Raw genomic sequence first — 25,913 nt, forward strand, 5'->3', positions numbered from 1 at the left:
ATTGTGTACGAGCTATCTTATTATATATTCAATTTATTTTTTGAGGAGGAGCTGCTCAACTAATTTATTAAAGGGGTTTTGTTTGTGGAGCAGTTTCCGAATTCGTTATCAATTACATTGCTTGGTAGTGCTGGTGGAGCAGCAAAAGCAGTTTTAGCAATTTTAAATCAAGCGATAGCAAATGAAAAAGATCCAATTTATGAAGTATTAAAGAATGCCAAATTTCATTTGGTGGATATAAAACAAAAAGATAGGACTTATTATGATGAGTTGTTTTCGAATCTGAAAGGTCAATTATATTTATATGAAATAAACCTTCAAAATGTAGTGGAATTTAAACAACATTTAAAAGAAAAAAGAACGAGTGTTGTGATTGATGTTTCAGGGGCAGATACAATTAGAGTATTAAGCTGCTGTAATGAACTAGGAATTTGTTATATTAACTCAGCCTTGGAAAATGAGGCAGTAGATCAGGACGATAGCTTAATTGGCTTTCAGCTTACGGAAAGATATACAAGGTTTGAGAAGGAGAAAGAGAAATTTACAAATACAAAAGCGATTATAGGTTCAGGTATGAATCCAGGTGTTGTTCAATGGATGGTTGTTGAGCTTATGAAGGAACGACCAAATGAAAGGCCAAGAGCATGTTATATTGTAGAACATGACACGTCATTTTTGAATGATACAGCACTTATAAAGCCACATACACTTTATGCTTCATGGGCAGTAGAGCGATTTTTAGATGAAGCAATCTGGAGTTATCCGATGTATATGAGCCATCATCGTCCTCTTTACTTTTATGAAGATGTATATGCTTCAGAGTATAAAGTGAAGTTAGGAGAAAAAGAATTCTATGGTTGTTTAATGCCACATGAGGAAGTATTAATTTTAGGGAAAAACTTTAATATGGAAGTTGGTTTTCTTTACCGAATTAATGAGTATACAACAAATATAATTAGACAGAACTTAGATCAAGTAGAAGATTTATGGAACTGGAATCGTAAAGTGTTTAATCCAGCGGAAGAAGAGGTTGCTGGAGAGGACTTGGTCGGTGTGTTACTCGTTTATGAAAATAGTGAGACATATATGTATAATGTGATGAATAGTAGCCAAGTTTTTCGTAAATATAAAACGAATGCAACGTATTTTCAGGTAGGGTGCGGGATTTATGCGGGCTTGTCCAGTTTACTTTTAGATCAATTTGAACAAGGTGCTTATTACGTTGAGGAGTTGTTATTAAATACAGAAAGTAAGTACGGTGAGTATTTAAATTTATATATGAAGGATTTTGTAATAGGGCATAATAATTTTACGGATGGATTGTTACATGACAGGGTAAGATGGATGTAAGTTGTTACCAAAAGGAAGGAGAGATCTCCTTCCTTTCAGTATTATAAGGTTAAATATTGCCCTGAAAGCAATTTCATACTTATACTTTAAGGAGATAACAATGAAAGTTTTTTGTATCGATCAAGGGGAGTTTTTATATGAATAAATACAAGAGCTTGATTTATGAAGAAAGAAGAGCCTTAAAGGTATTTATATTATTATTTTATATTATATTCTTTTTATATGACGCTATATATTATTTTGTATATCCTGCTATGAATATTAGTGGAACAGCGGTAGGTTGGCCAGAAGGTAGTCTTGGGATAGGTGTGCCTATATTTGTAATAGCATTATTTCCTATTTCTATATATCTTCAAAAAAGAGGGTATGTATATTCTGTAAAATATTTATTTTTATTTGGGTACATGTTTATCAATCTTGTGAATAATTTAATGATTTATTTGCGAACGGATAGACCTTTTGAACATGGCAGTATGGTAGAAATGTTATTAATTTTATTTGCCCCAGTTTTCGTGAATAGAAAATACTTTTATTTAGTGTCCTTTAGTGTAATTGGAAAGTACGTATTTTTCACATTGCTATTACAAGATTTAAAAGTGATAATTCCACTTGTTTTATGTGTATTTTATTTCATTATTTCACATTCTTTATTAAAACGATTTCAATCTTATGTAAGAACAGTGGTTGAAATGATGAACAATATGAAAGAGACGGAAAATTTAGCTGTGATTGGGACTATGTCTACAACAATTGCTCATGAAATTCGAAACCCGTTAACAGCGTTAAAAGGGTTTACGCAAATGCAAAAAGAAAGAAATCCAACTGATACGATGAGCTACGACATTATGCTACAAGAAATTGAAAGAGTCAATGGATTTGTTAGTGAATTGATGTTGTTAGGAAAACCAAAGCCAACAAATTATGAAAGGTGTAATATACGAGACATCCTTCTATATGTTGTGCATCTAATGGAAAGTTATGCAACGCAATATAGAGTTAAATGTCATTTACAAGTAGATGGGAATTTACCGGCTATAAACGGTGATGATAAGCAATTAAAACAAGTGTTATTAAATATCATTAAAAATGGAATAGAATCAATGCCAGAGGGTGGAGAAATTCATATCCGTGCATATCAAAAAACGCAAGGACATTTGTGTATTTCTGTTGAAGACCAAGGATTTGGTATAGAGAATGAGAAGTTAGAAAAAATTGGCAAGGCGTTTTACACAACAAAGGAGACTGGTACAGGACTTGGATTAATGATTACATATAAAATTATTAAGGAACATCAAGGGAGTATCACGATCCAAAGTAGTGTAGGAGTAGGAACGAAAGTAGAAATTTTTTTGCCGACCTTTTAATGTATTGGGAGAAAAGATTTTTCAGAAAAGTGTTCTTGTTGTGTAAATATAAACATTTTATAAAATGTTTCAAGAAGGGTTTTTTTTATAAAATACTTCGTTTATAATGGAGGAAAATATCGACATGAGATTGATTGCTCATGTAGCGGTTCAGTAGTGTTATGAAAAGATAAGAAGGGGTGCACACGCATCCTTTTTTCTATGCAGATATTATGAAAGAGGTGGTATGATGGAATTAACATTAAATTCGACTGTATGTTTACACACGATTCAATTTCGAAAAGAGCAAAAGAATTATATTGTAAAAGATACAATTACAGGAGAAAAATATGAAATGCCGCCACTTTGGATTGATGCATTGGCAATGATGCGTGACGGTTTTTTATTGGGGGAAATTGAGGAGAAATTAAAAGAAGAGTATCCATCCGAAGAAGTGAATATGTTAGCATTCACGAGGCAACTGTTAGAACTAGAACTTGTTGAAATGGTAGATGGAGAAGAGATAGCTTGCACAAAGAAGAAAGAGATAGATTGTTTAGCTTGGTTGCGTCCTCGTGTGGAACAATTCTTTCTTAATTTAAATAGAAAATATAGAAGCAAAGACCAGTAGTGGCCTTTGCTTTTTTTATAGGCTATGTTTAAAAAATAACAGCAAATGCTCTTGCGAAAGCACCGTCACTATTTTTAATTTTTAAAGGTGCTGCTGAGAAAAAGAAACGTTTTTCTTCGATAGCATCTAGATTTGTTAAGTTTTCAATTAAGTAAATATCATTCCCTAGTAATATGTGATGAATCGGTGATGTTTCTGTTGTGACTTCATCAGGGGAAATGAAATCTAAACCGATAGATTTTACTTTTAATCGCACTAGTTCTTTAGCTAATTCTTCAGAAAGATAAAATGCTTCCTTCTCATAAGCTTCTGTATTCCATTTTGTGGATAGATTAGAATGAAAAATAACAATATCACCTTCTTTTATGTCAGTATTATGCAATACTGTCTTAGGTAATTTTCGCTCTTGAATATGTGTTACATCTATAAGAACAGCTTCACCTACAAATTGATCCAGCGGTAATTGATCGATGGTCGTTGCGCCTGAAATAAAATGCGCAGGAGCATCACAATGCGTGCCAACATGAACGACAGAATGAAAATCTGTAACTTGATATCCTGATTCTTCAACACTTGTAACAGCTTCTAGTTGTATTTTAGGTGTTCCAGGAAATTGAGACATATTATTTTCAAATGTTTGTGATAAATCAATTACTTTCATTTTACATACCTCCAATATATGTTTTTCAAATAATAAAAAGCTCATCCTTCAGTATCAAGAAAGATGAGCTTTACATGCTAGTTGGGTTTTATCTTCCAAAATGCATTGCATTTTGCAGGAATTAGCACCTATTCAGTTTGTATAAACTGAGGTTGCTGGGCTTCAAAGGGCCGGTCCCTCTGCCTCTCTTGATAAAGAAGTATTCAGTTTTTAAAATCGGAATTTTCCGATAGTTAAATTGTAATTCATTTCCTTTTTGCGTGCAATACAAAATAGGTATTCACCCAAATAAAGCTGCTCGCATATTGTAGCTTATGTAAATAGAATGCTGCGAAGGAGTGAGTGCAGTGACAGGAAATGTATTAAATTATTATGCTGGTGGTAATACAGCTAGGGGATTTCACAATTTATACGAAGAGAATTTAAAAGGATTAGACAGATTATTTATCTTAAAGGGTGGCCCAGGAACGGGAAAATCTTCTTTAATAAAGGCAATAGGTCGTGAATGGATTGAAAAAGGATATGATATTGAATTTTTACATTGTTCTTCTGATAATAAATCGGTTGATGGTGTAATTATCCCAAAATTAAAAGTAGGAATTGTTGATGGGACATCGCCGCATGTTATTGAGCCAAAAATGCCAGGGGTTGTTGAAGAGTATATAAATTTAGGAATTGCTTGGGACTCAGATAAACTAAGAAAGCAGAAGTTAGAAATTGAAAGATTTGTTTCAGAAGCAAGCAAAGCTTTTCAGTCTGCTTACGCACGTTTTAAAGAGGCATTGGTTATACATGATGAGTGGGAGAAGATATATATTGATAATATAGATTTTAATAAAGCAAATGAACTAACCAATCAGCTAATCCAGAAATTATTTGCAGATAAAAGCGGGAGACAATCGCTTGTAAAACATCGTTTTTTAGGAGCTGCTACACCGAAAGGAGCAGTTGATTTTGTTCCTAATTTAACAGAAGGGTTACCACATCGTTATTTTATAAAAGGGCGCCCAGGCTCTGGAAAATCAACGATGCTCAAAAAGTTAGCTAAGGCAGCTGAAGAAAAAGGGTTTGAAGTTGAAGTATATCATTGCGGATTTGACCCGAATAGTCTTGATATGGTTATCGTAAGAGAATTAGGATTTGCAATTTTTGATAGCACCGCACCACATGAATATTTTCCAAGTCGCGAGGGTGATGAAATTATTGATATGTATGTCCTTATTGTTACGCCAGGGACGGATGAGAAATATGCGAAGGAAATTCGTGATGTCTCCATTCAATATAAAGCAAAAATGAATGAGGCGATGTCTTTCTTAGCGAAAGCAAAATCGGTTCGTGATAAATTAGAACGAATTTATATTGCTGCTATGGATTTTTCAATAGTAGATGCATATAAAGAGGAGATTCAAAAAGAGTTTGAACGAATTGCTGCTACTGTAATTGAAAAGCAACAATAGACGTTTCATTAGGCTGTCAGTAATTTCTGACAGTTTTTTTAGTATGTAGTAAAATTAATAGTGTATTGTCGAATTTCCAAGGAAATAATCAAAAAATGGAGATGTTATGAAATGAGAGAGAAAATCGAGTTGGAGTTAGAAAGAATTGAAAAAGAGAATGATGTAAAAATTTTATTTGCGGTGGAATCAGGGAGTCGTGCTTGGGGGTTTCCATCGAAAGATAGCGATTATGATGTTAGGTTCGTTTATATACATCCGGTAGAATGGTATTTATCAATTCATGACAAACGAGATGTAATTGAATATCCAATTAGTGATGATTTAGATATAAGTGGTTGGGATATTAAAAAGGCGTTGCAACTATTCGCGAAGTCGAATCCTGCTTTACTTGAGTGGATTCGATCACCAATTTTTTATTCGAAAAACTCTAATTTTCCAGAACTACTTCAACAGATGAGTGAGAAGAATTTTGATCCAAAAGCAACGATATATCATTATTTACATATGGCGTCGAAAAATTATCGTGAATTTTTGCAAGGTGAGAATGTAAAGCTGAAAAAGTACTTTTATGTATTACGTCCCATTTTAGCTTGTAAGTGGCTAGAAGAGAAAACGACTTTACCTCCTGTAGAATTTGATCGATTAATTACAGAATTATCATTAGAACGTAGCGTATTAGATGAAATTGAAAAGTTGTTAATAAAGAAAAAAGCAGGTACTGAATTAGATGTTGGATTGAAAATTAAGGTGCTAAATCAATTTTTAGAAGAACAAATTCATTACTATCAACAATATGTAAAAGGAATTGAAAAGGGATCAGGAATCGATATTGAGAGTTTAAATACATTGTTTCGAGATATGTTGTTTGAAGCATATGAAAAAGAGCACAAGTAAGTTTGTGCTCTTTTTATTTTGTAGGAATGAAGAAAACAGATATAGCCGCGATAAGACCTGCAAAGGAGAATAAGTAAAAATTCCATGCTAGGTCATATTGCATTGTCATAATAATACCGACGAGAATTGGGCCAGCAATTGCACCAACTCGGCCAAGCCCCAGTCCCCAGCCTAAGGAGGTAGCTCGGATATGTGATGGGAAGTATTGTGTTACATATGCATTTAATATTTGAGTAATACCGACTGATCCAATACCAGCAAGGCCAATTAAAAGATAAATGATTGTAACAGATGGTTTGATTGTTAATAGTCCGATACATATGGCTGCCATAAGATAAGAGATGCTAATAACGATTTTTGCTCCTATACGATCAGCAATTGCTCCAGCGAATAGTGCGCCGATAGCTGCGGTAATATTTAGCATAAGTAGAAATGACAGACTAGACCCAAGAGGATATCCTGCCTGGCGCATCATCTGTGGTAACCAAGTGTTTAAACCATATATTAAAAACATTCCCATTATATAAGTGATCCAAAAAAGTAGCGTTGCTTTTATGTATTCTTTTGAGAATAAAGTAAAAAATCCATTTTTCTTTCGTATAGTAGATGGGTCTTGATGAGTTTTATCTTTTACATGAAATTCAATTTGAAAACGATTAAGAATTTGGTTCACTTCTTCTTGGCGATTACGTGATAATAAAAATTGAATGGACTCGGGTAAATAGCGAATAATGAAAGGAATGAGGAGTAGTGGAATCATTCCGATACCAAACATAATTCTCCATCCGAAATCTTCTAACATAAGCATGGACAAAATAGCACCTAACACGATACCTAAAGGATAGCCAGTAAACATAAGAGCATAAATAAAAGATTGCCTTTTTTTTGGTGAATATTCAACAGTAAGTGCTGAAGCTGTTGGGATAACACCGCCTAATCCGATTCCTCCTATAAATCGAGATAATCCAAATAACTCAGGAGAAGGAGTGATAGCCGCTAAACCCATTGTGATAGAAAAAAGTGCTAAACAGCATATAAGCGTCCATTTACGCCCAATTAGATCTGTAATCGTTCCAACTAGAATAGCCCCAATAAACATCCCAAATAAAGCATAGCTTGCAATTGTACCAGCATGCGCTGGTGATAGCGCCCAGCTTTTGTCTTCTAGGAGCTTTGGTAGAACGGCACCGTAAATACCTAAATCATATCCATCAGCTAAAATGGCTAGCCAACAAATAAAAACAACAAGTTTTGTAATAGAGCTTGGAAAGATAGTTTCTGTAGATTCTAGATGAGGTGGAGCTGAAGGTTGCATAATATTTACCCCTTTTAATTTGTAGATGAATATATTATTTTATTTAATGTTAATATTTTCCTCCTTGTGTCGAATTTTATCTGAAAAGGGTTTATAACAAATAAAGAAGTTCAACAGTAATTTTGTTGAACTTCTTTATTTGTTTACTCATTATCAACTCGTTTTAACGGTTGATCTGCTGGGCCTTCAAGAACGTCTCCCTCAATTGAAAAACGAGAACCATGGCAAGGGCAATCCCAAGTACAATCACCATTATTCCATTCAACTTCACAGCCGAGATGTGTACAAGTTGTATCGACGATATGTAATTTTCCTTCTTTGTCCTTATAAGCACCTGCTCGTTTACCGTTAACATGTACGACAGATCCTTCACCAACTTCGAGATCTTCTGGCTTACGTAATGCGGTTTCAATCTTTCCTGCAATTAAATGTTTCGCAACATCAATGTTTTGGGAGAGGAACGTTTTTATATCTGGATTTGCATGGAAGCGTGATGGTGCATACAGTTCTTTATAGGGACTGTGAACTTTTAGGATGGAGTCCTTCAGTAGGTGAGCGGCAGCAGTTCCAGTTGTCATTCCCCATTTGCGATATCCAGTTGCAACAAATATATTTGGATTTCTTTCGTTAATATGTCCGATATAAGGAAGCTTATCTAGAGTAATTAAATCTTGTGCTGACCATCTATAAGGAACTTCATCTATTCCAAAAGTGGCTTCAGCAAAAGAATAGAGTGCTTCATAATGAAGCATCGTATTTATTCCCTGACCTGTTTTATGACTCTCTCCGCCAATCAAAATTAATTTTTCTCCATTGTTTGTTATATAGCGTAAGGAGCGCTTTGGATCATCAATACTTAAATACATGCCACCTGGATACTCCGTTTTTGCTTTTATTGCAAGAGCGTAGGAGCGTTCTGCGTACATTCGCGTAAAGAAAAAGCTATTCGCATCATAAAAAGGAAAATGTGAACAAGAGACGACATATTCACAAGTGATATGATGGCCCTCTTTTGTAATTATTTGTGAATAATCGCCCTTTTCCACATCCATAGCTGTTGTTTGTTCGTAGACCTTTCCGCCCATCTCCACAAACTTTTCTAAAAGTGTTTTTAAATAAAGAAGGGGATGGAATTGTGCTTGATTTTTCATTACAAGCGCAGATTGTACTGGAATAGGAATCGATAGAGATTGAACATAGTCACAAGGTATATTTAATTTTTGATAAGCTTCATATTCTTTCGATAAATTTCTTAATCCGTTATCAGTAGTTGTATATAAATATGAATCTTCATTTGAGAAATTACAGTCGATTTTATATGTTTGAACAGTTTTATTTATGAATTGTAGAGCCTGATTATTTGATTCATAGTAAAGCCGGGCCTTTTCTACACCGAAATGATTTATTAATTCATCATAAATAAGATCATGTTGTGCTGTTACTTTCGCTGTTGTATGCCCAGTCGTTCCATTTAAAATACGACCAGAATCAATTAAAACAACATCGATGCCTTCTTTTGCAAGTAAATAGGCAGTAGTAATACCTGTAATACCAGCACCGATAATAGCAACTTTCGTCTTTATATTTTCGGATAAACGAGGGAAAGTAGGAAACTGAGTAGATTCAATCCAATAAGATAGCGGCAGTTGTGGAAATGTATCACTTGTCATTGCGGAAACCTCCTGATTTTAGAACAATTTTCCTTTTAATATTTCCATATTATATGAAATTCATGTGTGTTGTTTTAGAAGTAGTCTATTTTTATTAAAAGAGGTTATAAATTATTTTAATATAATTAATTAGGTGGGGCATTATGATGTAGTAGGATTTATATAAAACTAAATTCAAGTGATTCTGTTTGTTGATTACATAGGGAGTTATTGAATGAGATAGAGTCTATGGCGTTTAAGAAAATGTCTATATATAGTGGGTAAATCCTTATGGAATCTATACATTTTCTTTAGTGAAATAAAGTATGATTATAAAAATATAACCACCTTTTATTACTAGGTCATAAAATGTGTTGACAATATAGAAATTCTATTGTTATGATTCATCATGTGGAAAGGTTGATAGAGAGTAAAAAGAGAAATGTTTTTCATTGATAATAAAAGCGAAAAATAAGTGACGATAGAGTGAGTATATTTTCCTTATAATAGATGCTTTTTGGATCATCTAGTAAAATCAATCTGGAAGCAAGAATTGATATATGTAAGTTGCGCAAGGCGCGGCATAAGAAAGGAGCAAAAGGATGAAGGAGCTTCATACGTTTGGGTGGTATGCAGCACGTGTATCACCACATTTGCCGAAAAAAGCATTTAAACCAGTGCCTACTCGTTTATTTGGTGGACTGGCTTATTTGCTTGTGGCATTGGCGGGGTTAATATCGATTGGTGTATTTGAATTGAATGTGTGGGCGAATCTAGGAATTGCGATTGTTCTTGGATTATGTTTTGCTTCACTAGGATTTTTAGGGCATGAAATTTTACATGGAACTGTTGTAAGAAAGGCATGGCTTCGTGACTTCTTAGGCGCGATCGCATTTATGCCATTATCAACAGGGCCAAAGCTTTGGAGAAAGTGGCATAATGCAACGCATCATGTTCATACACAGCATGAAGAGAATGATCCAGATGCATGGCCGACACTTGAGAAACTTAAGAAGAGTAAGTTTTTGAGTTGGGTATATCGTATGCCTTTACATGTACGTTCATTCTTTAGTTTTTTGTCACTAACAATTCAATTTACATTGCATTCGACTCGAATGTTCTTTCATTTTATAAAAGAGTTCAAGTCATCCAATCAAAAATCTGTATGGCTTCAACTTCTTTTGCCTTGGACAGTTTGGATTAGTTTATTGTTTATTATGGGACCTGGAAAATGGTTATTTGCATATGTCATTCCGTTGTTAATTGCTAACTTTATTGTAATGGCATATATCGCAACAAATCACCGCTTAAATCCAATTGTTCCAGTAAATGATCCGTTAGCAAACTGTTTGTCAGTAACAGTGCCGCGCTGGGTAGACGTTTTACATTTCAATTTCTCATATCATACAGAACATCATCTGTTTCCCGCTATGAGTTCTAAATACTATCCGTTAGTAAAAGAGAAGATTAAAGAAATGTGGCCGGAACGCTATCATGAGATGCCGATGACAAAAGCTTTGGCAGCGCTATGGAATACACCACGTGTGTATTATCAAGGAAGTGAATTAGTGGATCCGCATAGAGAGCACTTCTATGGTTCTTTAGGAAATGGACTAGATCCTCATAATATTTCATATCGTGAGGAACATATAGAAGAAGAAAAGAGTATTAAAAAAGTAAATCAGTAAAAATTAATATATTTTTGCAATGAAAAAGCAAGCCATCTCAGGCTTGCTTTTTCTTATAAAGAAACTTCCTTTTTCTTCCTTTTATGGACTTGGACGGAGTTAGTTTCTTTTCGTTGTAGTCGTTTTTCTAAAAGATTAACAAAATAAGTAAATAGAAGAACAAGTATGAGATAGTATGCACCAACGATTATGTAAGTATCTAATTGTTGGAAATTACCTGCTGCAATTGATAAACCTGAACCCCATAATTCGGACATTCCTACATAAGCAACAAGTGAAGAATCTTTTAATCCGATAATAAATTGGTTTCCTAGAGGAGGAAGAGACAGACGAAATGCTTGTGGTAATATAATTCGTCGCATAGCTAAAGGATAAGGCATGCCTAAAGAGCGAGCTGCTTCTAATTGTCCCCGGTCAACGGATTGAATAGATCCACGGAAAATTTCCGTAATATATGCTCCGTTATGAATTGCTAAAGCGATTGCACCTGCCCAAAAAGGGGTGAAAACAACAACGGATGTAATTCCAAAATAGAGAATGGCAATTTGAACAATTAAAGGTGTACCACGAATAATAGCAATGTAGACATGAGCGATACTATTTAAAACTTTATTGTTAGAGATTCGAAAGAAAGCGAATAATAATCCAATTAATGAACCGAGTACTAGGGAAGTTAATGTTAATTGTAATGTGACAATAGTAGCCTTTAAGAGTGTGGGATAGGAAGAGATAAAAATTTCAAACATGCGTTTCACCTCATATTGTATAGATTTTAGTAGAGAATGAAATGCCCCACATAAAATGAACATTTAATCAGTGGGGCATTGTTTATGAATCTTTTGAATGGCTAACTTACTTCGTTTTTTCCTCTTCACCGAGAATATTACGCCCGAACCATTTTTTACTGATCTTTTCATACGTACCATCTTTAATGATTTCATCTAACGCTTTATTTACTTTCTCAACCATTTCTTTATCATCTTTGCGAATAGCAATTCCCATTTCATCAAGATTTAATGGTTTTCCGGCTTCTTTTATCTTCGATTTTCCTTCTTTTATCATACGTAGACCAACCATTTGATCCGTAATTACTGCGTCAACACGCCCAGGCTCTAAGTCCATAAGAGCAGTAATATCGCTGTCATATTCTGTGATTTGATCTGTATATTTTGCAACAAGATTTTTAAAGGTACTAGCTTTTACAACACCAATTTTCTTACCTTTTAAATCTTCTGGAGAAGAGATAGCGGTATTCTTTTTAGCCACAAAAATTTGGGCGCCAGAGCGATAGTACGGATTTGAGAAACTAACAGCTTTTAAGCGCTCCTCTGTAATTGCCATACTACCCAGTATTACATCATATTTCTTCGCTTGAAGACCTTGAATCAGCGTTTCCCATGGGTTTGTAACGGGCGTAGCCTTCATGTTCATCTTTTTAGCAAGAGCTTCACCGATTTCTACATCAAAGCCGACAAGTTTGCCGTCATTTTCTTTATAGTTAAAAGGTTTGTATAATCCACTCATCGCATAGCGAAATTCTTTTTCACTATTTGATGAAGTAGTAGAGCTTTCTTTGCTACAAGCTCCTAGTATGAAGGATGTACATAGTGTAATGCTCGCAACAATGGTTAATAGTTTTCTTTTCATAAAACCCCTCCTATATATTGATCATACGGATGGTTTTTTAGTATGTTATTGAAATATTTTATTTGGATGATTAGTTGTGCACCGTATGAATGTATTCCTTTTCGTTTGAAACAAAAGTTACATTATAAAACGTTGCGTAAAAATTGTTTTGCCCGTTCATGTGATGGAGCTGAAAAGAATTGTACTGGCGGAGCATCTTCTACAATCTTTCCATCGTCCATAAAGATGACGCGATCAGCTACATCTTTTGCGAAATTCATTTCATGAGTAACAATAACCATTGTCATCCCTTCTTCAGCAAGTTCTTTCATAACTTGCAATACTTCTCCAACAAGTTCAGGGTCTAAAGCTGAGGTAGGCTCATCAAATAGCATAATCTTAGGGCTCATTGCAAGAGCTCGTGCAATGGCAATGCGCTGTTTTTGACCACCTGAAAGAAGATGAGGAGTTACATCCGCTTTATCTTGAAGGCCGACTTTTTGGAGAAGTTGATTTCCAATATCCTGTGCATTTGCTTTCTCTAATTTTTTTACGTGAATAGGTGCTTCTATGATGTTTTCTAGTGAGGTCATATGAGGAAAGAGGTTAAAGTGCTGAAAAACCATACCGACATTTTCACGGACTTTATTTAAATTTGAATGCTTTGGATCAATTCGCTCACCTTGTAAGTGAATTTCGCCTTCATCGTACATTTCTAAAAAGTTAAGACAGCGAAGTAATGTACTTTTACCAGAACCACTGGCACCAATTAAAACAACAACTTCTTTTTCTTTTACTTCTAAATCAATTCCTTTTAACACATCAAGTGAACCGAATGATTTTACTAGATTTCGAACTTGAATCATACAAAACCCCCAGTTAAAAATATATTTTACAAATGTTGCCCTGTATTTCTGTTATTAGTCATAAATTGTCAGAATCCTTTATTTTTTTCGTGCAATTTGATATTCAAAGAAATAATGATTTTTAAAATCTCTATATCCTTCTATAATGAAAATATGGATAATAATATATAGGTAGTATTTATATTGCTTATAAAAAGGGGGAAAGGGAAGATGGAAAAAGAAAGAAAAACATTTTCTTTTGGATTACGTACACAACTTATGCTATTCACTACAGTTTTAGCTTTCATTACATATTCAACAAGTATATTTTTTATTTACGTGATATACGATTATTTTCAAAGTTATGTAAGTCAAACTGTATATAATATTATCGTTATGTTATTAGGGGTAGTATGGTCTGGAATTTTAGCATATGGAGCAGCCGTATTTTTAATTAAACCGCTTCGCAAGTTAGAGGAAGCGGCAAGAAAAGCAGCTGAGGGTGATATTCGTGAAGATGTTCCATTACCGAAGACAGATGATGAAATTAAATCTTTAAGTGTTGCATTTAATATGATGTTAGGAAACTTAAGGGGCATGGTAAAAAATATTGATACAACATTTTCGTATACAAATAATCAAGTACAGCAGATTAGAAAACAAACAGGCGAAGCAACGAGACAAGCGCAAGGTGTATCTGAGACACTTGCAGAGATTTCTTCAGGCGCTGAGCAATCAGCGGCATCAATTCAAGCAATTGTTTCTGCTGTTGATACAACGACTTCTATTGCAAGTGAAGTAGAAGAAAAAGCGAAGCAGTCTGATACATTGTCTTCAGAAATGGTTGAAGCTTTAGGGCATAGTACTCGTGTCTTTACGTCTTTAATTCAAGGTATTCAAACATTGGCAAAAGAAAATGAAGATTCAATGCAAAATGTACAGAAGTTAGAAGAACGAATGAAACAAGTAGAACATATTGTGTCTGTTGTGAGTGCGATTGCTAGCCAAACGAATTTATTAGCACTAAATGCTTCTATTGAGGCAGCTCGCGCAGGAGAGCATGGAAGAGGCTTTGCGGTTGTTGCGGAAGAAGTACGTAAACTTGCTGATGAAAGTGATCATTCTGCAAGAAACATATCGCAGTTATTACGGAATATGCAAGATGAAGTACAACAAGTTGCAATGAAAATGACAGAACAAGTGAAAATAGCTAAAGAAGAGGCGAAACGTGGGGAAGCTACGGAATTAATTTTAAAAGAAATGTCATCAAGTGTTATGGAAGTAGCCGATGCAACTCAGCAAATTAGTAGTTATATGAATGAACAAGTGAGCCACATTCATCAAACAGGAGCACAAACAAAAGCTGTAGCAGCAATTGCTGAAGAAACGTCAGCTGGTTCGCAAGAAGTAGCACGTGTGACGCTACAACAATCTAAAAATATGATAGTAATCGATCAATTATTAAAGGATTTAGAGAAGCAAGCAACTGATTTGAAACAAACAATTGAACGATTTTCAATGTAAAAGGAAGAACAGAATGCTGTTCTTCTCTTTTTTATTTAGTTTGATTTAATATTTACAGTTAAACTATGAACGTTTCCGCAACATTCTTTTCTCTCCCTTTCGGATGAAAATTATAGCGAGCTATAATATTAAAAGGGGTGTCTTTTATGAAAAAAGAAAAAAGACAACGGTTAATTAAACAATTTGTAAAGGAGTATGAAATAGATAAGCAAGAAAGATTAGTAGAATTGTTAGCAAAAAAAGATGTATTAGTAACACAAGCTACGGTTTCTCGCGATATTCGTGAGTTAAACTTAACGAAGGTACCTTCTCAAGAAGGATTAATGATATATAAAGTTTTCTCAGAAGAGCATTTACAAACTGATATAAAGTTAAAGAAAAAATTACGAGAAGTTGTTGTAAAAATTGATTGTGTAGATCAATTAATGGTTATTAAAACATTACCTGGTAATGCACATGTTATTGGTGTTTTATTTGATGAGTTAGATTGGAAAGAAAAAATAGGATGTATATGTGGAAATGATACATGCCTTATAATTTCACAGTCGAAATCAGATAGGGAGATTATAGAAGAAAGATTAAATTTAATTATTTAGATGCAAAAATCCTGTTTTTAATAAAATTAAAAACAGGATTTTTGTTTAAATACGGAAGTTAAATATTCAACATATATGCGTAATATATGTATTTTTTATTGAGAAAGCAAGATAGTTTGTTATAAAAATACATATTCGTATGATTTTAAAAAAATAACTTGTTTAATATTTCACAATGATAATGTGGATGCTTTCACAAAGATGAAAGTACAGAGCATTTATTATGTACTTGTAAGACATCAAACATATTTAAAAGGAGGTACAACAAATGAAACATCCGATACATGTTACTTCAGAAATTGGGGAATTACAAACGGTTTTATTAAAACGACCGGGTAAAGAAGTGGAAAACTTGACGCCAGATTATTTGCAGCAATTATTATTTGACGATATTCCATATTTACCAATTATTCAAAAAGAGCATGATTATTTTGCACAAACGTTACGCAATCGGGGTGTTGAAGTTCTTTATTTAGAAAAACTAGCCGCTGAGGCGTTAGTAGATAAAAAACTTCGAGAAGAATTTGTTGATCGTATTTTAAAAGAAGGACAGGCCGACGTAAATGTTGCACATCAAACTTTAAAAGAATATTTACTTTCCTTTTCAAATGAAGAATTAATTCAAAAAATTATGGGCGGTGTACGGAAAAACGAAATTGAAACAAGTAAGAAGACACATTTATATGAATTAATGGAAGATCACTATCCGTTTTACTTAGATCCAATGCCTAATTTATATTTTACTCGTGACCCAGCAGCTAGCGTGGGCGATGGCTTAACGATAAATAAGATGAGAGAACCAGCGCGTAGACGTGAATCATTATTCATGGAGTACATCATTAAATATCATCCAAGATTTGCAAAACATAATGTACCAATCTGGTTAGATCGTGATTATAAATTTCCAATTGAAGGTGGCGACGAGCTAATTTTAAATGAAGAAACAATTGCGATTGGAGTATCTGCTCGTACTTCAGCTAAAGCAATTGAACGTTTAGCTAAAAATCTTTTTAGCCGACAAAATAAAATTAAGAAAGTGTTAGCAATAGAAATTCCAAAATGTCGAGCATTTATGCATTTAGATACAGTATTTACAATGGTTGATTATGACAAGTTTACAATTCACCCAGCCATTCAAGGGCCAAAAGGGAATATGAATATTTATATTTTAGAAAAAGGGTCAGATGAGGAAACTCTTAAAATTACACATCGTACTTCTTTAATGGAAGCATTAAAAGAGGTATTAGGCTTAAGTGAATTAGTTCTTATTCCATGTGGAGGAGGAGATGTAATTGCTTCTGCTCGTGAACAATGGAATGATGGCTCGAACACATTAGCAATTGCGCCAGGTGTAGTTGTTACATATGATCGTAACTATGTATCTAATACGTTATTACGTGAACACGGTATAGAAGTGATTGAGGTGCTAAGTTCGGAATTATCTCGTGGTCGTGGGGGTCCACGTTGCATGAGTATGCCAATTGTTCGTAAAGATATTTAGTATAAATAACGGAGAAAGTAGGGATGAATTATGTTAATGACTAGACCAAATTTAAAAGGAAGAAGCTTTCTAGCAGAAAAAGATTTTACACAAGAAGAATTGTTATATTTTCTAGATTTGGCAGCAGAATTAAAAGAGAAAAAGAAAAACGGTATCCCGCATCATTATTTAGAAGGTAAAAATGTAGCGCTCTTATTTGAAAAAACTTCTACTCGTACGCGTTGTGCATTTACAGTAGCATGTACAGATTTAGGGGCAAATCCTGAATATTTAGGGAAAGGTGATATTCAACTTGGGAAAAAAGAATCTGTAGAGGATACAGCAAAAGTGTTAGGGCGTATGTTTGACGGAATTGAGTTTCGTGGATTTAATCATGAGACTGTAGAATCTTTAGCACAAAATTCTGGTGTGCCAGTTTGGAATGGATTAACAGACATGTGGCATCCAACACAAACACTAGCAGATTTATTAACAATTAGAGAACATGTAGGGAAGTTGAAAAATGTGAAGCTCGTTTACGTTGGCGATGGACGAAATAATGTTGCTAATAGCTTACTAGTTGGTGGAGCAATCGTTGGAATGGATGTACGTATTTGCACACCAGAATCTTTATGGCCTGCACAAGAAGTAATTGATTTAGCAAAAAAATATAATGAACAAGTAATGATAACAAGTAATGTGGAAGAAGCTGTTGCGAATGCAGATGTAATTTATACAGATGTATGGGTGTCTATGGGGGAAGAAGAAAAATTTGCTGAACGTGTCGAGTTATTGAGACCTTATCAAGTAAATATGAAAATGATTAAAGAAACAGGGAATAAAAACGTGATTTTCTTACATTGTTTACCTGCATTTCATGATGTTGAAACGATGTATGGCGAAGAAGTTTACGAGAAATATGGGTTGAAAGAAATGGAGGTAACTGACGAAGTATTCCGCAGTAAACATTCAAAAGTATTTGATCAAGCTGAAAATAGAATGCATACAATTAAAGCGGTTATGGCAGCTACTTTAGGAAACATGGAGTAAAGAAGAAAGGGAGTCTTCCTTTCTTCTTTCTCCTCCTTTAGACACGATCATTCACTATTGCTTTTGTATTGTTATTGCAATTAAAGAGAGGTGAGTGGAATGGGTGAAGATAAGAAATTAGGGTTGTTTACACTAACGGCTCTTGTAGTTGGGTCTATGATTGGCGGTGGAGCCTTTAATTTAGCGAGTGATATGGCAAAAGGTGCTGGTGCTGGAGCCATTATTATTGGCTGGGTTATAACAGGAATTGGGATGATTGCACTCGGATTATCTTTTCAAAATCTAACTGTAAAACGGCCAGATTTAGATGGTGGTATTTTTAGCTATGCAAAAGCAGGGTTTGGTAATTTTATGGGGTTTAATAGTGCGTGGGGATACTGGCTATCTGCTTGGCTTGGGAATGTAGCTTACGGTACATTATTGTTTTCTTCATTAGGATATTTCTTCCCGATCTTTGAAGGCGGTCAAAATGTAGAATCCATTATTGGTGCAAGCGTATTATTGTGGTGTGTTCACATGTTAATTTTACGTGGAGTTCAATCAGCAGCCCTTGTGAATTTAGTAACTACAATCGCAAAATTAGTACCTGTATTTGTATTTATTGTCATAGGAATCTTTGCGTTTCATATTGATACGTTCTTAGATGGATTTTGGGGGCAAACTGGTTCTTTTTCATGGGGAGCAGTTGGCAGCCAAGTTAAAAGTACAATGCTTGTAACTTTATGGGTATTTATTGGGGTAGAAGGGGCTGTTGTTTTATCCAGTCGAGCAAAAAATAGAAGTGATGTAGGGAAAGCAACCGTTATTGGCTTAATTGGTACACTCATCATTTACATTTTAATCACATTATTGTCTCTTGGACTTATGCAGCAAGCAGACATTGCAGGTTTGAAAAATCCGGCTATGGCTTATTTGTTTGAAAGTGTTGTTGGAAAATGGGGTGCTATCTTTATTAATTTAGGTTTAGTCATCTCTGTATTAGGTGCTTGGTTAGGTTGGACTTTGCTCGCTTCTGAAATTCCATATTTAGCGGCTAAAGATGGAGTATTTCCAAAATGGTTCGCAAAAGAAAATAAAAATAAGGCTCCAGTAAATTCATTATGGATAACAAATGGTTTAATACAAATATTCTTGTTAACATTCGTCGTTTCTGATCAGGCGTATAACTTTGCATTCTCTTTAGCATCTTCAGCTATTTTAATCCCATATGCTTTTTCAGCATTTTATCAACTGAAGCATAGCTTAAAGTCTGAAGAAGCAGATCGAAATAAAAATATAATAATTGGCTTGATCGCAAGTATTTATGGCGTGTGGTTAGTTTATGCAGCCGGTTTAGAGTATTTATTATTAACAATGACTTTATATGCGCCAGGTATTTTTATTTTTTACAATGTTCAAAAGCAAAAGAGTTCGAAGCAAATATTTACTCGAGTGGAATTAGCATCATCCGTAGCAATTGGTGCTTTAGCATTCTTTGCGATTTATGGATTAATTACAGGCAGTATTACTTTATAAAGCGCTGTGAAAGCGAAATCAACTGGAGGGCTGGAATATGGCACGAAGAAAAATTGTAGTTGCACTAGGGGGAAATGCGATACAGTCTGGAGAAGCTACTGCGGGAGCGCAGCAAGAAGCGTTGGAAAAAACGGCAGAACAACTTGTGAAAATAATGGAAAATGATGTGGATATAGTAATTGCGCATGGAAATGGCCCACAAGTGGGGAATATTTTATTACAGCAAAAAGCTGCAGAAACGGAAAAGACACCTGCAATGCCATTAGATACTTGTGGGGCAATGAGCCAAGGGATGATTGGATATTGGATGGAAAATGCAATTGAAAAGGCATTGAAAAAACGGAATATAAACAAAGATGTAGCAACGGTTATAACACGTGTTGTTGTGGATAAAAAAGATGAGGCATTTAAAAATCCAACTAAACCAATTGGTCCTTTTTATACAGAAGAAGAGGCCAGAAAATTAATGGATGAAACAAAAGCAGTGTTTAAAGAAGATGCTGGTAGAGGATGGAGACGTGTTGTTCCATCACCGAAGCCTGTAAGTATTCATGAACATAAAGTGATTAATTCTTTGGTCGAAGATGGAAACATAGTGATAGCTGTGGGCGGAGGTGGAATTCCAGTAATTGATTCTGAAGAAGGGTTAAAAGGAACTGAAGCGGTTATCGATAAAGATTTCGCTGCGCAGAAATTAGCAGAATTAGTAGATGCCGATACGCTCGTTATTTTAACTGCAGTTGATTATGTATATGTAAATTATAATCAACCGAATCAAAAAAAATTAGAGCATGTCACAGTGAATCAATTAGAAGAATATATTGAAGAACAACAATTTGCTGCGGGAAGCATGCTTCCAAAAATCGAAGCTGCTATTAATTTTGTTAATACAAATCCAAAAAGAAAAACGATTATTACGTCTTTAGAAAAAGTATATGAAGCACTAGAAGAAAAAGCCGGTACTATTATTTCAAAACAGAATGTATGCATGTATGTTTAAATTATTATGTACGCTACTTAGTAGTAAAAAAAGAATGAGGTTAATAACTTCATTCTTTTTATTTATTAATATTTTTTGTACTCATTGTTCATAAAGTTTTCATGATGAAATCTGAATATACAAGTTAATTATGATAAAATTCAAATTGAATACGCTTTCTTGATTTTTCGCTCCAACATACAGCAAGAGAGAGGGAATTTTATGAATAGACGGAACGTAGTGAAAGACTTAAAGCAGTTCGAATTATTTGCTCATTTAACAGAAAAAAAATTGAAAGGCTTAACAGAGTTTGTTTATTGGCGAACTTATAAAAAAGGTCAATTTTTATTTTTAGAAGGGGATTCAAGGGAAAGAATTTACTTCATGTTAGATGGTTTTGTAAAGTTAGAGCGGGTTAATCAAAATGGGAACTTATTATACGATGACTATGTAAAGCGGTATTCTATTTTTCCTTATGGTGGTATGTTTACAGACAGAGGATATAACTATACAGCAGAAGCAATGACGGATGTGGAGGTATATTATATTCCAACGGTAATCTTTGAAGATATGGTAAAGTCCAGCAGAACACAATTGATGTACGTTGTTCAGCAATTATCATCTATATTAAAATTGAACGAAAATCGAGTGCAAAATATTACAATTCCTAATGCACAAGATCGTGTTATCCAAACGTTAAATTATTTAATGCAGGATTTAGGAGAACAGAGTGGAGAAAAGATTGTAATTTCATGTCCACTTACAACAATTGAAATATCCAAAATATCTGGAACATCTCGAGAGACAGTTAGCAGCGTATTAAAACAATTAAAAAATGATAGCATTGTTACAATTTTAGATAAAAAAATTACAATACATGATCCAACATATTTTGAAGAAATCTCTATGTGAAAATTGTATATTGATTTTTTAATTCATATTGTATATTAATAAGGTTCTTTATATATTTATAAGGAACTTTTTTACGTTATCCTCTATAAAAAGATTGTATAGTATGGTAATAATAGCTAAAATCGATAATAAAATACAAAGTGAAGGGGAGAAAGAATGATTCGTATTGAGTATGATCGATTAGTAGCTATTTGTTACAGTATAGGGGTTTTGTTATTATTAAAAATTCCAAATGATAATGAATTAATTGGGGAAAAACTATTCAATGTCTATAAGATTCCGATACATACGTATGTTTATATGGATTATAAAGTCTCAAATATATTGATTGTTTCTTTCATACTACATGTAATTGCATTTATATTATTTTTAAAATGGCTAGGAAAAAAGGAGTCTAGTACATTTAGAAAAATGAATAAAATAAAAGTAGTAGGTACTAGTATTTTGATTGTAATGATGCCGTTTATTTTAAATACAATCCTCCAGACATTGAATAAAACATGGTATTATGCAGGAAAAACAGGGGTAGAAGCAATAGAATATAAAAAAGAAGATAGCCAGTGTAGAATGGAGAAAAATGGAGAGAATATCCAACCGAAGTGCATTGTTACTTTAAAAAATTATCGTAATCATTCACAAGCATTAAAAGTTGTTTTATATGATAATGCAAACGAGAATTCAAAAAGCTATCCAGTACCGAAACCAGTCTATTTACAAAAACATGAGACAAAGCAATTTGAATTTCAAGTTCCTGTTTCTTATAATAGAGGTATTGAAAAAGATAAAGTACCAAATATTAAATTACATTCATTGCATGAAAATGATACGAAATACAATTAATCTGTAAGTAAAAGTTTATGAGTAGGAGCAAGAATTTGAAACGATATAGAAAATCAACTTGAATCATCCAACATACTGCGAGGTAACGGTATATTGGATGATTTTTTTATGTTATCCCCTTTTTTCACGTATGAAAAGGAGGAATACTTTGTTGGAAATGAAAAACATCACAAGGATCATACATGGTTTTTACTTTACGTAATCTGTGAAAGTTAGAGCCATAATAACTAGTTTGCCAATTTTTAATGTCGATATCGGGCCAGTTCACATAGTCACCTAGTGTATAAGGATCTAAGCTTTCTCGTAAACCTTTAACCCAGCGTATATTTCGATTTTCTTCATCATCGCATTTCCAAGAGGTAATGTATTCTTGAGCAATAATTGCTTTACGATGAAAATAAGCCGTTTCATTCGGCGAAATATTTTCAACAGCACCTATGAGCGATTGATGCCAAATACTAGCATCTTTATTTGGTGCATGAGAAAGAAAGGATTGCATGATTTGAATGCCTTTAAGGGGAATAGGTTTATAGACATAGGAACCAGAGCGCTTAAAATTTTCAGGGATGTTACCTCCATTAAAAAATTCAACAGCCTTTATATAAGGAACTTCTTCTATAAAGAGAGAGGGGCTACCAGTTTCAAGAAGAGGGGATAATAGGGAATGGAGTTCAGAGGGAGAACCGACAAACTCGCCTTGTGCTTCAATTTTATTTCGTTGCTTGGCGAATAATTCGATCGATGAAGTGAGACGTTCATCTATATAAGGTGCCCAGTTTTGCCACGCTTGAAATGCAGCAATAAAGTCTTCCCATTCCCATGTAATTGAGAAAATTGATACATTTTTTATCGGGTGGACTCGAAAAGTTAAGGAAGTGACAATTCCGAAGTTTCCACCACCGCCACCACGGCATGCCCAAAAAAGGTTAGAGTTTTCTTGTTCATTTGCACGAATGAGTTTTGCACCAAATTTTCCACACGCTTGTACCATTTCCACTTCCATTAATTGATCACATGTTAATCCAAATAAGCGCGAAAGCATACCAATACCACCGCCAAGTGCTAATCCAACAACTCCAACGCTTGCACTTGTACCAGCAGGAATTGTAACACCGTAATTCCAAAGTTCTTTATAAACAGTGCCAAGATTTGCACCAGCCTCAATTGTTACTGTTAATTTCTCTGTATTAACAGTAATGCGATGCATTTCACTCACATCAATAATAAGTCCTCTATTTAAAAGAGAAAAATTTTCATAGCTATGACGTCCACTTCTTAACCGAAATGGTATATGACGTTCACGTGCCCATTTTAAGGCGTTACAGACATCCTTGTTATTTTGACAAAAAACAATAATACAAGGGAGTTTTGGAATACTTAAATTTAAATTCATTCGGGCTACGTCGTAGTCAGGATCTGTGGGAACAACGATACGCCCTGTTAATTTTGTTTGCTTCAATTTATTACTCCTTTCTAAAATAATCAGAGTTTTTTATTAATATATGAAAAATGTCTGTAATACGCGTGGACAAGGAGAGGTGAAGAATGAGATTTACCTTTGTGAGAAATAAATAAAGCATAAGAATAAAGAATCTACATAGAGTTCAATGAAAACAGTTGCAAACTGTTCATATTTTGTTATGATAGTGTTACGAAAACGTTTGCATAAAATTTCCGATGGGATGCAAAAGGAGAGAATGACTATGAATAAGACATGGTGGAAAGAAGCGGTTGCTTATCAAATTTATCCACGAAGCTTTATGGATTCAAATGGTGATGGTATTGGAGATTTACAAGGTATTATTGCAAAACTGGATTATTTAAAAGATTTAGGTATAGATGTAATTTGGATTTGTCCAATGTATAAGTCGCCTAATGATGATAATGGTTATGATATTAGTGATTATCAAGATATTATGGATGAGTTTGGTACAATGGCAGACTTTGATGCTTTACTAGATGAAGTTCATAAGCGTGATATGAAGCTTATTATTGATTTAGTTATTAATCATACGAGTGATGAACATCCATGGTTTATTGAATCACGTTCATCTAAAGATAATCCGAAGCGTGATTGGTATATTTGGCATGATGGTAAAGATGGTGCGGAGCCAAACAACTGGGAAAGTATTTTTAATGGTTCGGCATGGGAATATGATGAAGAAACAGAACAATATTATTTACATTTATTCTCACGTAAACAACCAGATTTAAACTGGGAGAATAAAGAAGTTCGCGAAGTACTATACGATACGGTTAATTGGTGGCTTGATAAAGGTATTGATGGTTTCCGCGTTGATGCGATCAGTCATATTAAAAAAGAAGAAGGCCTCAAGGATATGCCAAATCCAAAAGGGTTAAAATATGTGCCATCTTTTGATAAACATATGAATGTGAAAGGTATTCAACCTTTATTAGAAGAGCTAAAAGAAAATACATTCTCTAAGTACGATATTATGACTGTTGGTGAAGCAAATGGTGTTAAGATTGAAGATGCTGAGCTTTGGGTTGGAGAAGAGCAAGGTAAGTTCAATATGGTATTCCAATTTGAACATTTAAGTTTATGGGATGCAGAGAAGAAGAAAGACCTTGATGTTGTAGGATTGAAAAAAGTATTAACGAAATGGCAAAAAGGATTAGAAAATAAAGGATGGAACGCTTTATATATTGAGAATCACGATAAACCACGTATCGTTTCAACATGGGGAGATGATAAACAATATTGGCGTGAAAGTGCAACAGCTCTAGGGGCGATGTATTTCTTTATGCACGGTACACCTTTTATTTATCAAGGCCAAGAAATTGGTATGACAAATGTTCAGTTACCAAATATTGAAGATTACGATGATGTAGCAATTAAAAATTTATATCGCGAGAAAATTGCAGAGGGCGTACCACATCAAGATATGATGGAGATTATATGGGCTTCTTGCCGCGATAATTCACGTACACCTATGCAGTGGAATGATGAGATGAATGCTGGTTTCACAACAAGTACACCTTGGTTTAGCATGAATCCAAATTACAAAGAAATTAATGTTGAAAAGCAAAAAAATGAAGAAAAGTCTATTTTCAATTTCTATAAGAAAATGATTGCCCTGAAAAAAGAGCACGATGTACTGAACTATGGTACGTATGATTTACTTTTAGAAGACGATCCACAAATTTATGCATATACACGTACGTTACAGGATGAAAAAGTCATTGTAATTAGTAATATCTCAAAAGAGGAAGCTGTGTATAATGAGGGTTCATTTGCACTAGAACGCAAACGTTTGCTTTTAAATAACTATGAAGTTGCGGAACATGAAGAAGTAACAACAATTGCTTTAAAGCCTTATGAAACAAGGGTTTATCGCATTTCATAATAAAAAAGGATGCTCTTTGAGCATCTTTTTTTATGAAAAAAAATAAATTTCTATTGCAAAGTGAAAACGCTTTTATTAAAATAGATTTATGAAAACGGTTGCGTAAAGGATAAAAATAAAGTAACATAAGGAATCGTTTTCATAAAGGGAACAGAAATTATAATTTAAATCATTATGTTTTTATAAATAA

Annotated in this window: 21 protein-coding genes, 2 pseudogenes and 1 riboswitch; of the genes and pseudogenes, 16 read left to right on the forward strand and 7 right to left on the reverse strand. The window is 34.1% G+C overall.

Going from position 1 to position 25,913, the window contains the following annotated elements; all coding sequences use genetic code 11:
* Positions 1-84 precede the first annotated feature (84 nt).
* The 3 genes from DN401_RS03860 (at position 85) to DN401_RS03870 (ending at position 3,324) form a co-directional block, all read left to right on the forward strand.
* Positions 85-1,350, forward strand: a complete 1,266-nt coding sequence (locus tag DN401_RS03860) for a hypothetical protein (RefSeq protein WP_000434719.1) — start codon at positions 85-87, stop codon at positions 1,348-1,350.
* Between the two features lie 137 nt (positions 1,351-1,487).
* Positions 1,488-2,714, forward strand: a complete 1,227-nt coding sequence (locus tag DN401_RS03865; protein WP_001046103.1) for an ATP-binding protein — start codon at positions 1,488-1,490, stop codon at positions 2,712-2,714.
* Positions 2,715-2,943: 229 nt separating this feature from the next.
* A complete protein-coding gene (locus DN401_RS03870; RefSeq protein ID WP_000424115.1) occupies positions 2,944-3,324 on the forward strand; it encodes a hypothetical protein in 381 nt (126 codons plus the stop codon).
* 28 nt (positions 3,325-3,352) lie between these two features.
* Here DN401_RS03870 and DN401_RS03875 read toward each other — a convergent pair whose 3' ends face one another.
* A complete protein-coding gene (locus DN401_RS03875; protein WP_000862981.1) occupies positions 3,353-3,985 on the reverse strand; it encodes a cyclase family protein in 633 nt (210 codons plus the stop codon).
* 85 nt (positions 3,986-4,070) lie between these two features.
* Positions 4,071-4,183, reverse strand: a riboswitch (SAM riboswitch).
* A 149-nt stretch (positions 4,184-4,332) separates the two neighbouring features.
* On the opposite strand from DN401_RS03875, the gene DN401_RS03880 reads away from it, so the two are divergent.
* Positions 4,333-5,442, forward strand: coding sequence for a PRK06851 family protein (locus tag DN401_RS03880; RefSeq protein WP_000147463.1), 1,110 nt, complete (start codon positions 4,333-4,335; stop codon positions 5,440-5,442).
* Positions 5,443-5,553: 111 nt separating this feature from the next.
* The gene (locus DN401_RS03885; protein ID WP_001208237.1) at positions 5,554-6,336 is read left to right on the forward strand and encodes a nucleotidyltransferase domain-containing protein; all 783 of its coding nucleotides are present in this window, start codon (positions 5,554-5,556) and stop codon (positions 6,334-6,336) included.
* Between the two features lie 13 nt (positions 6,337-6,349).
* On the opposite strand, the gene DN401_RS03890 is transcribed toward DN401_RS03885, so the two are convergent.
* The gene (locus tag DN401_RS03890) at positions 6,350-7,651 is read right to left on the reverse strand and encodes an MFS transporter (RefSeq protein ID WP_001183085.1); all 1,302 of its coding nucleotides are present in this window, start codon (positions 7,649-7,651) and stop codon (positions 6,350-6,352) included.
* A gap of 143 nt (positions 7,652-7,794) precedes the next feature.
* Entirely contained in the window at positions 7,795-9,321 is a 1,527-nt protein-coding gene (locus DN401_RS03895) for an FAD-dependent oxidoreductase (protein ID WP_000199986.1), read from the reverse strand.
* A 581-nt stretch (positions 9,322-9,902) separates the two neighbouring features.
* Here DN401_RS03895 and desB point away from each other — a divergent pair.
* On the forward strand, positions 9,903-10,988 hold the full coding sequence (desB, locus tag DN401_RS03900) for a Delta(10) desaturase DesB (protein WP_000661226.1): 1,086 nt from the start codon (positions 9,903-9,905) through the stop codon (positions 10,986-10,988).
* 53 nt (positions 10,989-11,041) lie between these two features.
* On the opposite strand, the gene DN401_RS03905 is transcribed toward desB, so the two are convergent.
* The 3 genes from DN401_RS03905 to DN401_RS03915 all read right to left on the reverse strand — a co-directional run bounded on the left by DN401_RS03905 (position 11,042) and on the right by DN401_RS03915 (position 13,480).
* Positions 11,042-11,797 carry an amino acid ABC transporter permease gene (locus DN401_RS03905; RefSeq protein WP_121868414.1) on the reverse strand — a complete coding sequence of 252 codons (756 nt, stop codon included), beginning with the start codon at positions 11,795-11,797 and terminating at the stop codon, positions 11,042-11,044.
* A 43-nt stretch (positions 11,798-11,840) separates the two neighbouring features.
* Positions 11,841-12,635 carry an ABC transporter substrate-binding protein gene (locus tag DN401_RS03910; RefSeq protein WP_000823765.1) on the reverse strand — a complete coding sequence of 265 codons (795 nt, stop codon included), beginning with the start codon at positions 12,633-12,635 and terminating at the stop codon, positions 11,841-11,843.
* A 122-nt stretch (positions 12,636-12,757) separates the two neighbouring features.
* On the reverse strand, positions 12,758-13,480 hold the full coding sequence (locus DN401_RS03915) for an amino acid ABC transporter ATP-binding protein (protein ID WP_000616927.1): 723 nt from the start codon (positions 13,478-13,480) through the stop codon (positions 12,758-12,760).
* A gap of 375 nt (positions 13,481-13,855) precedes the next feature.
* Here DN401_RS03915 and DN401_RS30550 point away from each other — a divergent pair.
* The 9 genes and pseudogenes from DN401_RS30550 to DN401_RS03955 form a co-directional block, all read left to right on the forward strand.
* Positions 13,856-14,041, forward strand: a pseudogene (locus tag DN401_RS30550) (HAMP domain-containing protein); the annotation flags it as partial.
* 369 nt (positions 14,042-14,410) lie between these two features.
* A pseudogene (locus tag DN401_RS30555) lies at positions 14,411-14,983 on the forward strand (methyl-accepting chemotaxis protein); the annotation flags it as partial.
* 146 nt (positions 14,984-15,129) lie between these two features.
* On the forward strand, positions 15,130-15,579 hold the full coding sequence (argR, locus tag DN401_RS03925; RefSeq protein WP_000711826.1) for an arginine repressor: 450 nt from the start codon (positions 15,130-15,132) through the stop codon (positions 15,577-15,579).
* Positions 15,580-15,847: 268 nt separating this feature from the next.
* Positions 15,848-17,080 carry an arginine deiminase gene (gene arcA, locus DN401_RS03930; protein ID WP_000682331.1) on the forward strand — a complete coding sequence of 411 codons (1,233 nt, stop codon included), beginning with the start codon at positions 15,848-15,850 and terminating at the stop codon, positions 17,078-17,080.
* Positions 17,081-17,110: 30 nt separating this feature from the next.
* The gene (gene argF / locus DN401_RS03935) at positions 17,111-18,109 is read left to right on the forward strand and encodes an ornithine carbamoyltransferase (protein ID WP_000930294.1); all 999 of its coding nucleotides are present in this window, start codon (positions 17,111-17,113) and stop codon (positions 18,107-18,109) included.
* A 99-nt stretch (positions 18,110-18,208) separates the two neighbouring features.
* Positions 18,209-19,624, forward strand: coding sequence for an arginine-ornithine antiporter (gene arcD, locus DN401_RS03940; protein WP_000503412.1), 1,416 nt, complete (start codon positions 18,209-18,211; stop codon positions 19,622-19,624).
* Between the two features lie 37 nt (positions 19,625-19,661).
* Positions 19,662-20,624 (forward strand): carbamate kinase, encoded by a 963-nt coding sequence (gene arcC, locus DN401_RS03945; RefSeq protein WP_000113951.1) that lies wholly within the window; start codon positions 19,662-19,664, stop codon positions 20,622-20,624.
* Between the two features lie 201 nt (positions 20,625-20,825).
* Complete coding sequence (locus DN401_RS03950; RefSeq protein WP_001081905.1) at positions 20,826-21,515, forward strand: Crp/Fnr family transcriptional regulator; 690 nt, start codon at positions 20,826-20,828, stop codon at positions 21,513-21,515.
* A 156-nt stretch (positions 21,516-21,671) separates the two neighbouring features.
* The gene (locus DN401_RS03955; RefSeq protein WP_000619186.1) at positions 21,672-22,355 is read left to right on the forward strand and encodes a hypothetical protein; all 684 of its coding nucleotides are present in this window, start codon (positions 21,672-21,674) and stop codon (positions 22,353-22,355) included.
* A 124-nt stretch (positions 22,356-22,479) separates the two neighbouring features.
* On the opposite strand, the gene DN401_RS03960 is transcribed toward DN401_RS03955, so the two are convergent.
* Positions 22,480-23,814: an FAD-binding oxidoreductase gene (locus DN401_RS03960; protein ID WP_000814902.1), complete on the reverse strand. Its 1,335-nt coding sequence runs from the start codon at positions 23,812-23,814 to the stop codon at positions 22,480-22,482.
* A 244-nt stretch (positions 23,815-24,058) separates the two neighbouring features.
* Between DN401_RS03960 and DN401_RS03965 the strand changes: the two genes are divergently transcribed.
* A complete protein-coding gene (locus DN401_RS03965) occupies positions 24,059-25,723 on the forward strand; it encodes a glycoside hydrolase family 13 protein (RefSeq protein ID WP_001044710.1) in 1,665 nt (554 codons plus the stop codon).
* Positions 25,724-25,913 lie beyond the last annotated feature (190 nt).

It is taken from the genome of Bacillus sp. BF2-3, assembly GCF_008368795.1.
Taxonomy (GTDB): Bacteria; Bacillota; Bacilli; order Bacillales; family Bacillaceae_G; genus Bacillus_A; species Bacillus_A cereus.

Coding starts and splice junctions, on each gene's coding strand:
- DN401_RS03895 (WP_000199986.1), bottom strand. CDS start 9,321: ATGACAAGTGATACATTTCCACAACTGCCGCTATCTTATTGGATTGAA.
- DN401_RS03965 (WP_001044710.1), top strand. CDS start 24,059: ATGAATAAGACATGGTGGAAAGAAGCGGTTGCTTATCAAATTTATCCA.
- arcD (WP_000503412.1), top strand. CDS start 18,209: ATGGGTGAAGATAAGAAATTAGGGTTGTTTACACTAACGGCTCTTGTA.
- DN401_RS03870 (WP_000424115.1), top strand. CDS start 2,944: ATGGAATTAACATTAAATTCGACTGTATGTTTACACACGATTCAATTT.
- argF (WP_000930294.1), top strand. CDS start 17,111: ATGTTAATGACTAGACCAAATTTAAAAGGAAGAAGCTTTCTAGCAGAA.
- DN401_RS03890 (WP_001183085.1), bottom strand. CDS start 7,651: ATGCAACCTTCAGCTCCACCTCATCTAGAATCTACAGAAACTATCTTT.
- desB (WP_000661226.1), top strand. CDS start 9,903: ATGAAGGAGCTTCATACGTTTGGGTGGTATGCAGCACGTGTATCACCA.
- DN401_RS03885 (WP_001208237.1), top strand. CDS start 5,554: ATGAGAGAGAAAATCGAGTTGGAGTTAGAAAGAATTGAAAAAGAGAAT.
- DN401_RS03915 (WP_000616927.1), bottom strand. CDS start 13,480: ATGATTCAAGTTCGAAATCTAGTAAAATCATTCGGTTCACTTGATGTG.
- DN401_RS03955 (WP_000619186.1), top strand. CDS start 21,672: ATGATTCGTATTGAGTATGATCGATTAGTAGCTATTTGTTACAGTATA.
- arcC (WP_000113951.1), top strand. CDS start 19,662: ATGGCACGAAGAAAAATTGTAGTTGCACTAGGGGGAAATGCGATACAG.
- DN401_RS03905 (WP_121868414.1), bottom strand. CDS start 11,797: ATGTTCATTTTATGTGGGGCATTTCATTCTCTACTAAAATCTATACAA.
- DN401_RS03865 (WP_001046103.1), top strand. CDS start 1,488: ATGAATAAATACAAGAGCTTGATTTATGAAGAAAGAAGAGCCTTAAAG.
- DN401_RS03875 (WP_000862981.1), bottom strand. CDS start 3,985: ATGAAAGTAATTGATTTATCACAAACATTTGAAAATAATATGTCTCAA.
- argR (WP_000711826.1), top strand. CDS start 15,130: ATGAAAAAAGAAAAAAGACAACGGTTAATTAAACAATTTGTAAAGGAG.
- DN401_RS03950 (WP_001081905.1), top strand. CDS start 20,826: ATGAATAGACGGAACGTAGTGAAAGACTTAAAGCAGTTCGAATTATTT.
- DN401_RS03910 (WP_000823765.1), bottom strand. CDS start 12,635: ATGAAAAGAAAACTATTAACCATTGTTGCGAGCATTACACTATGTACA.
- arcA (WP_000682331.1), top strand. CDS start 15,848: ATGAAACATCCGATACATGTTACTTCAGAAATTGGGGAATTACAAACG.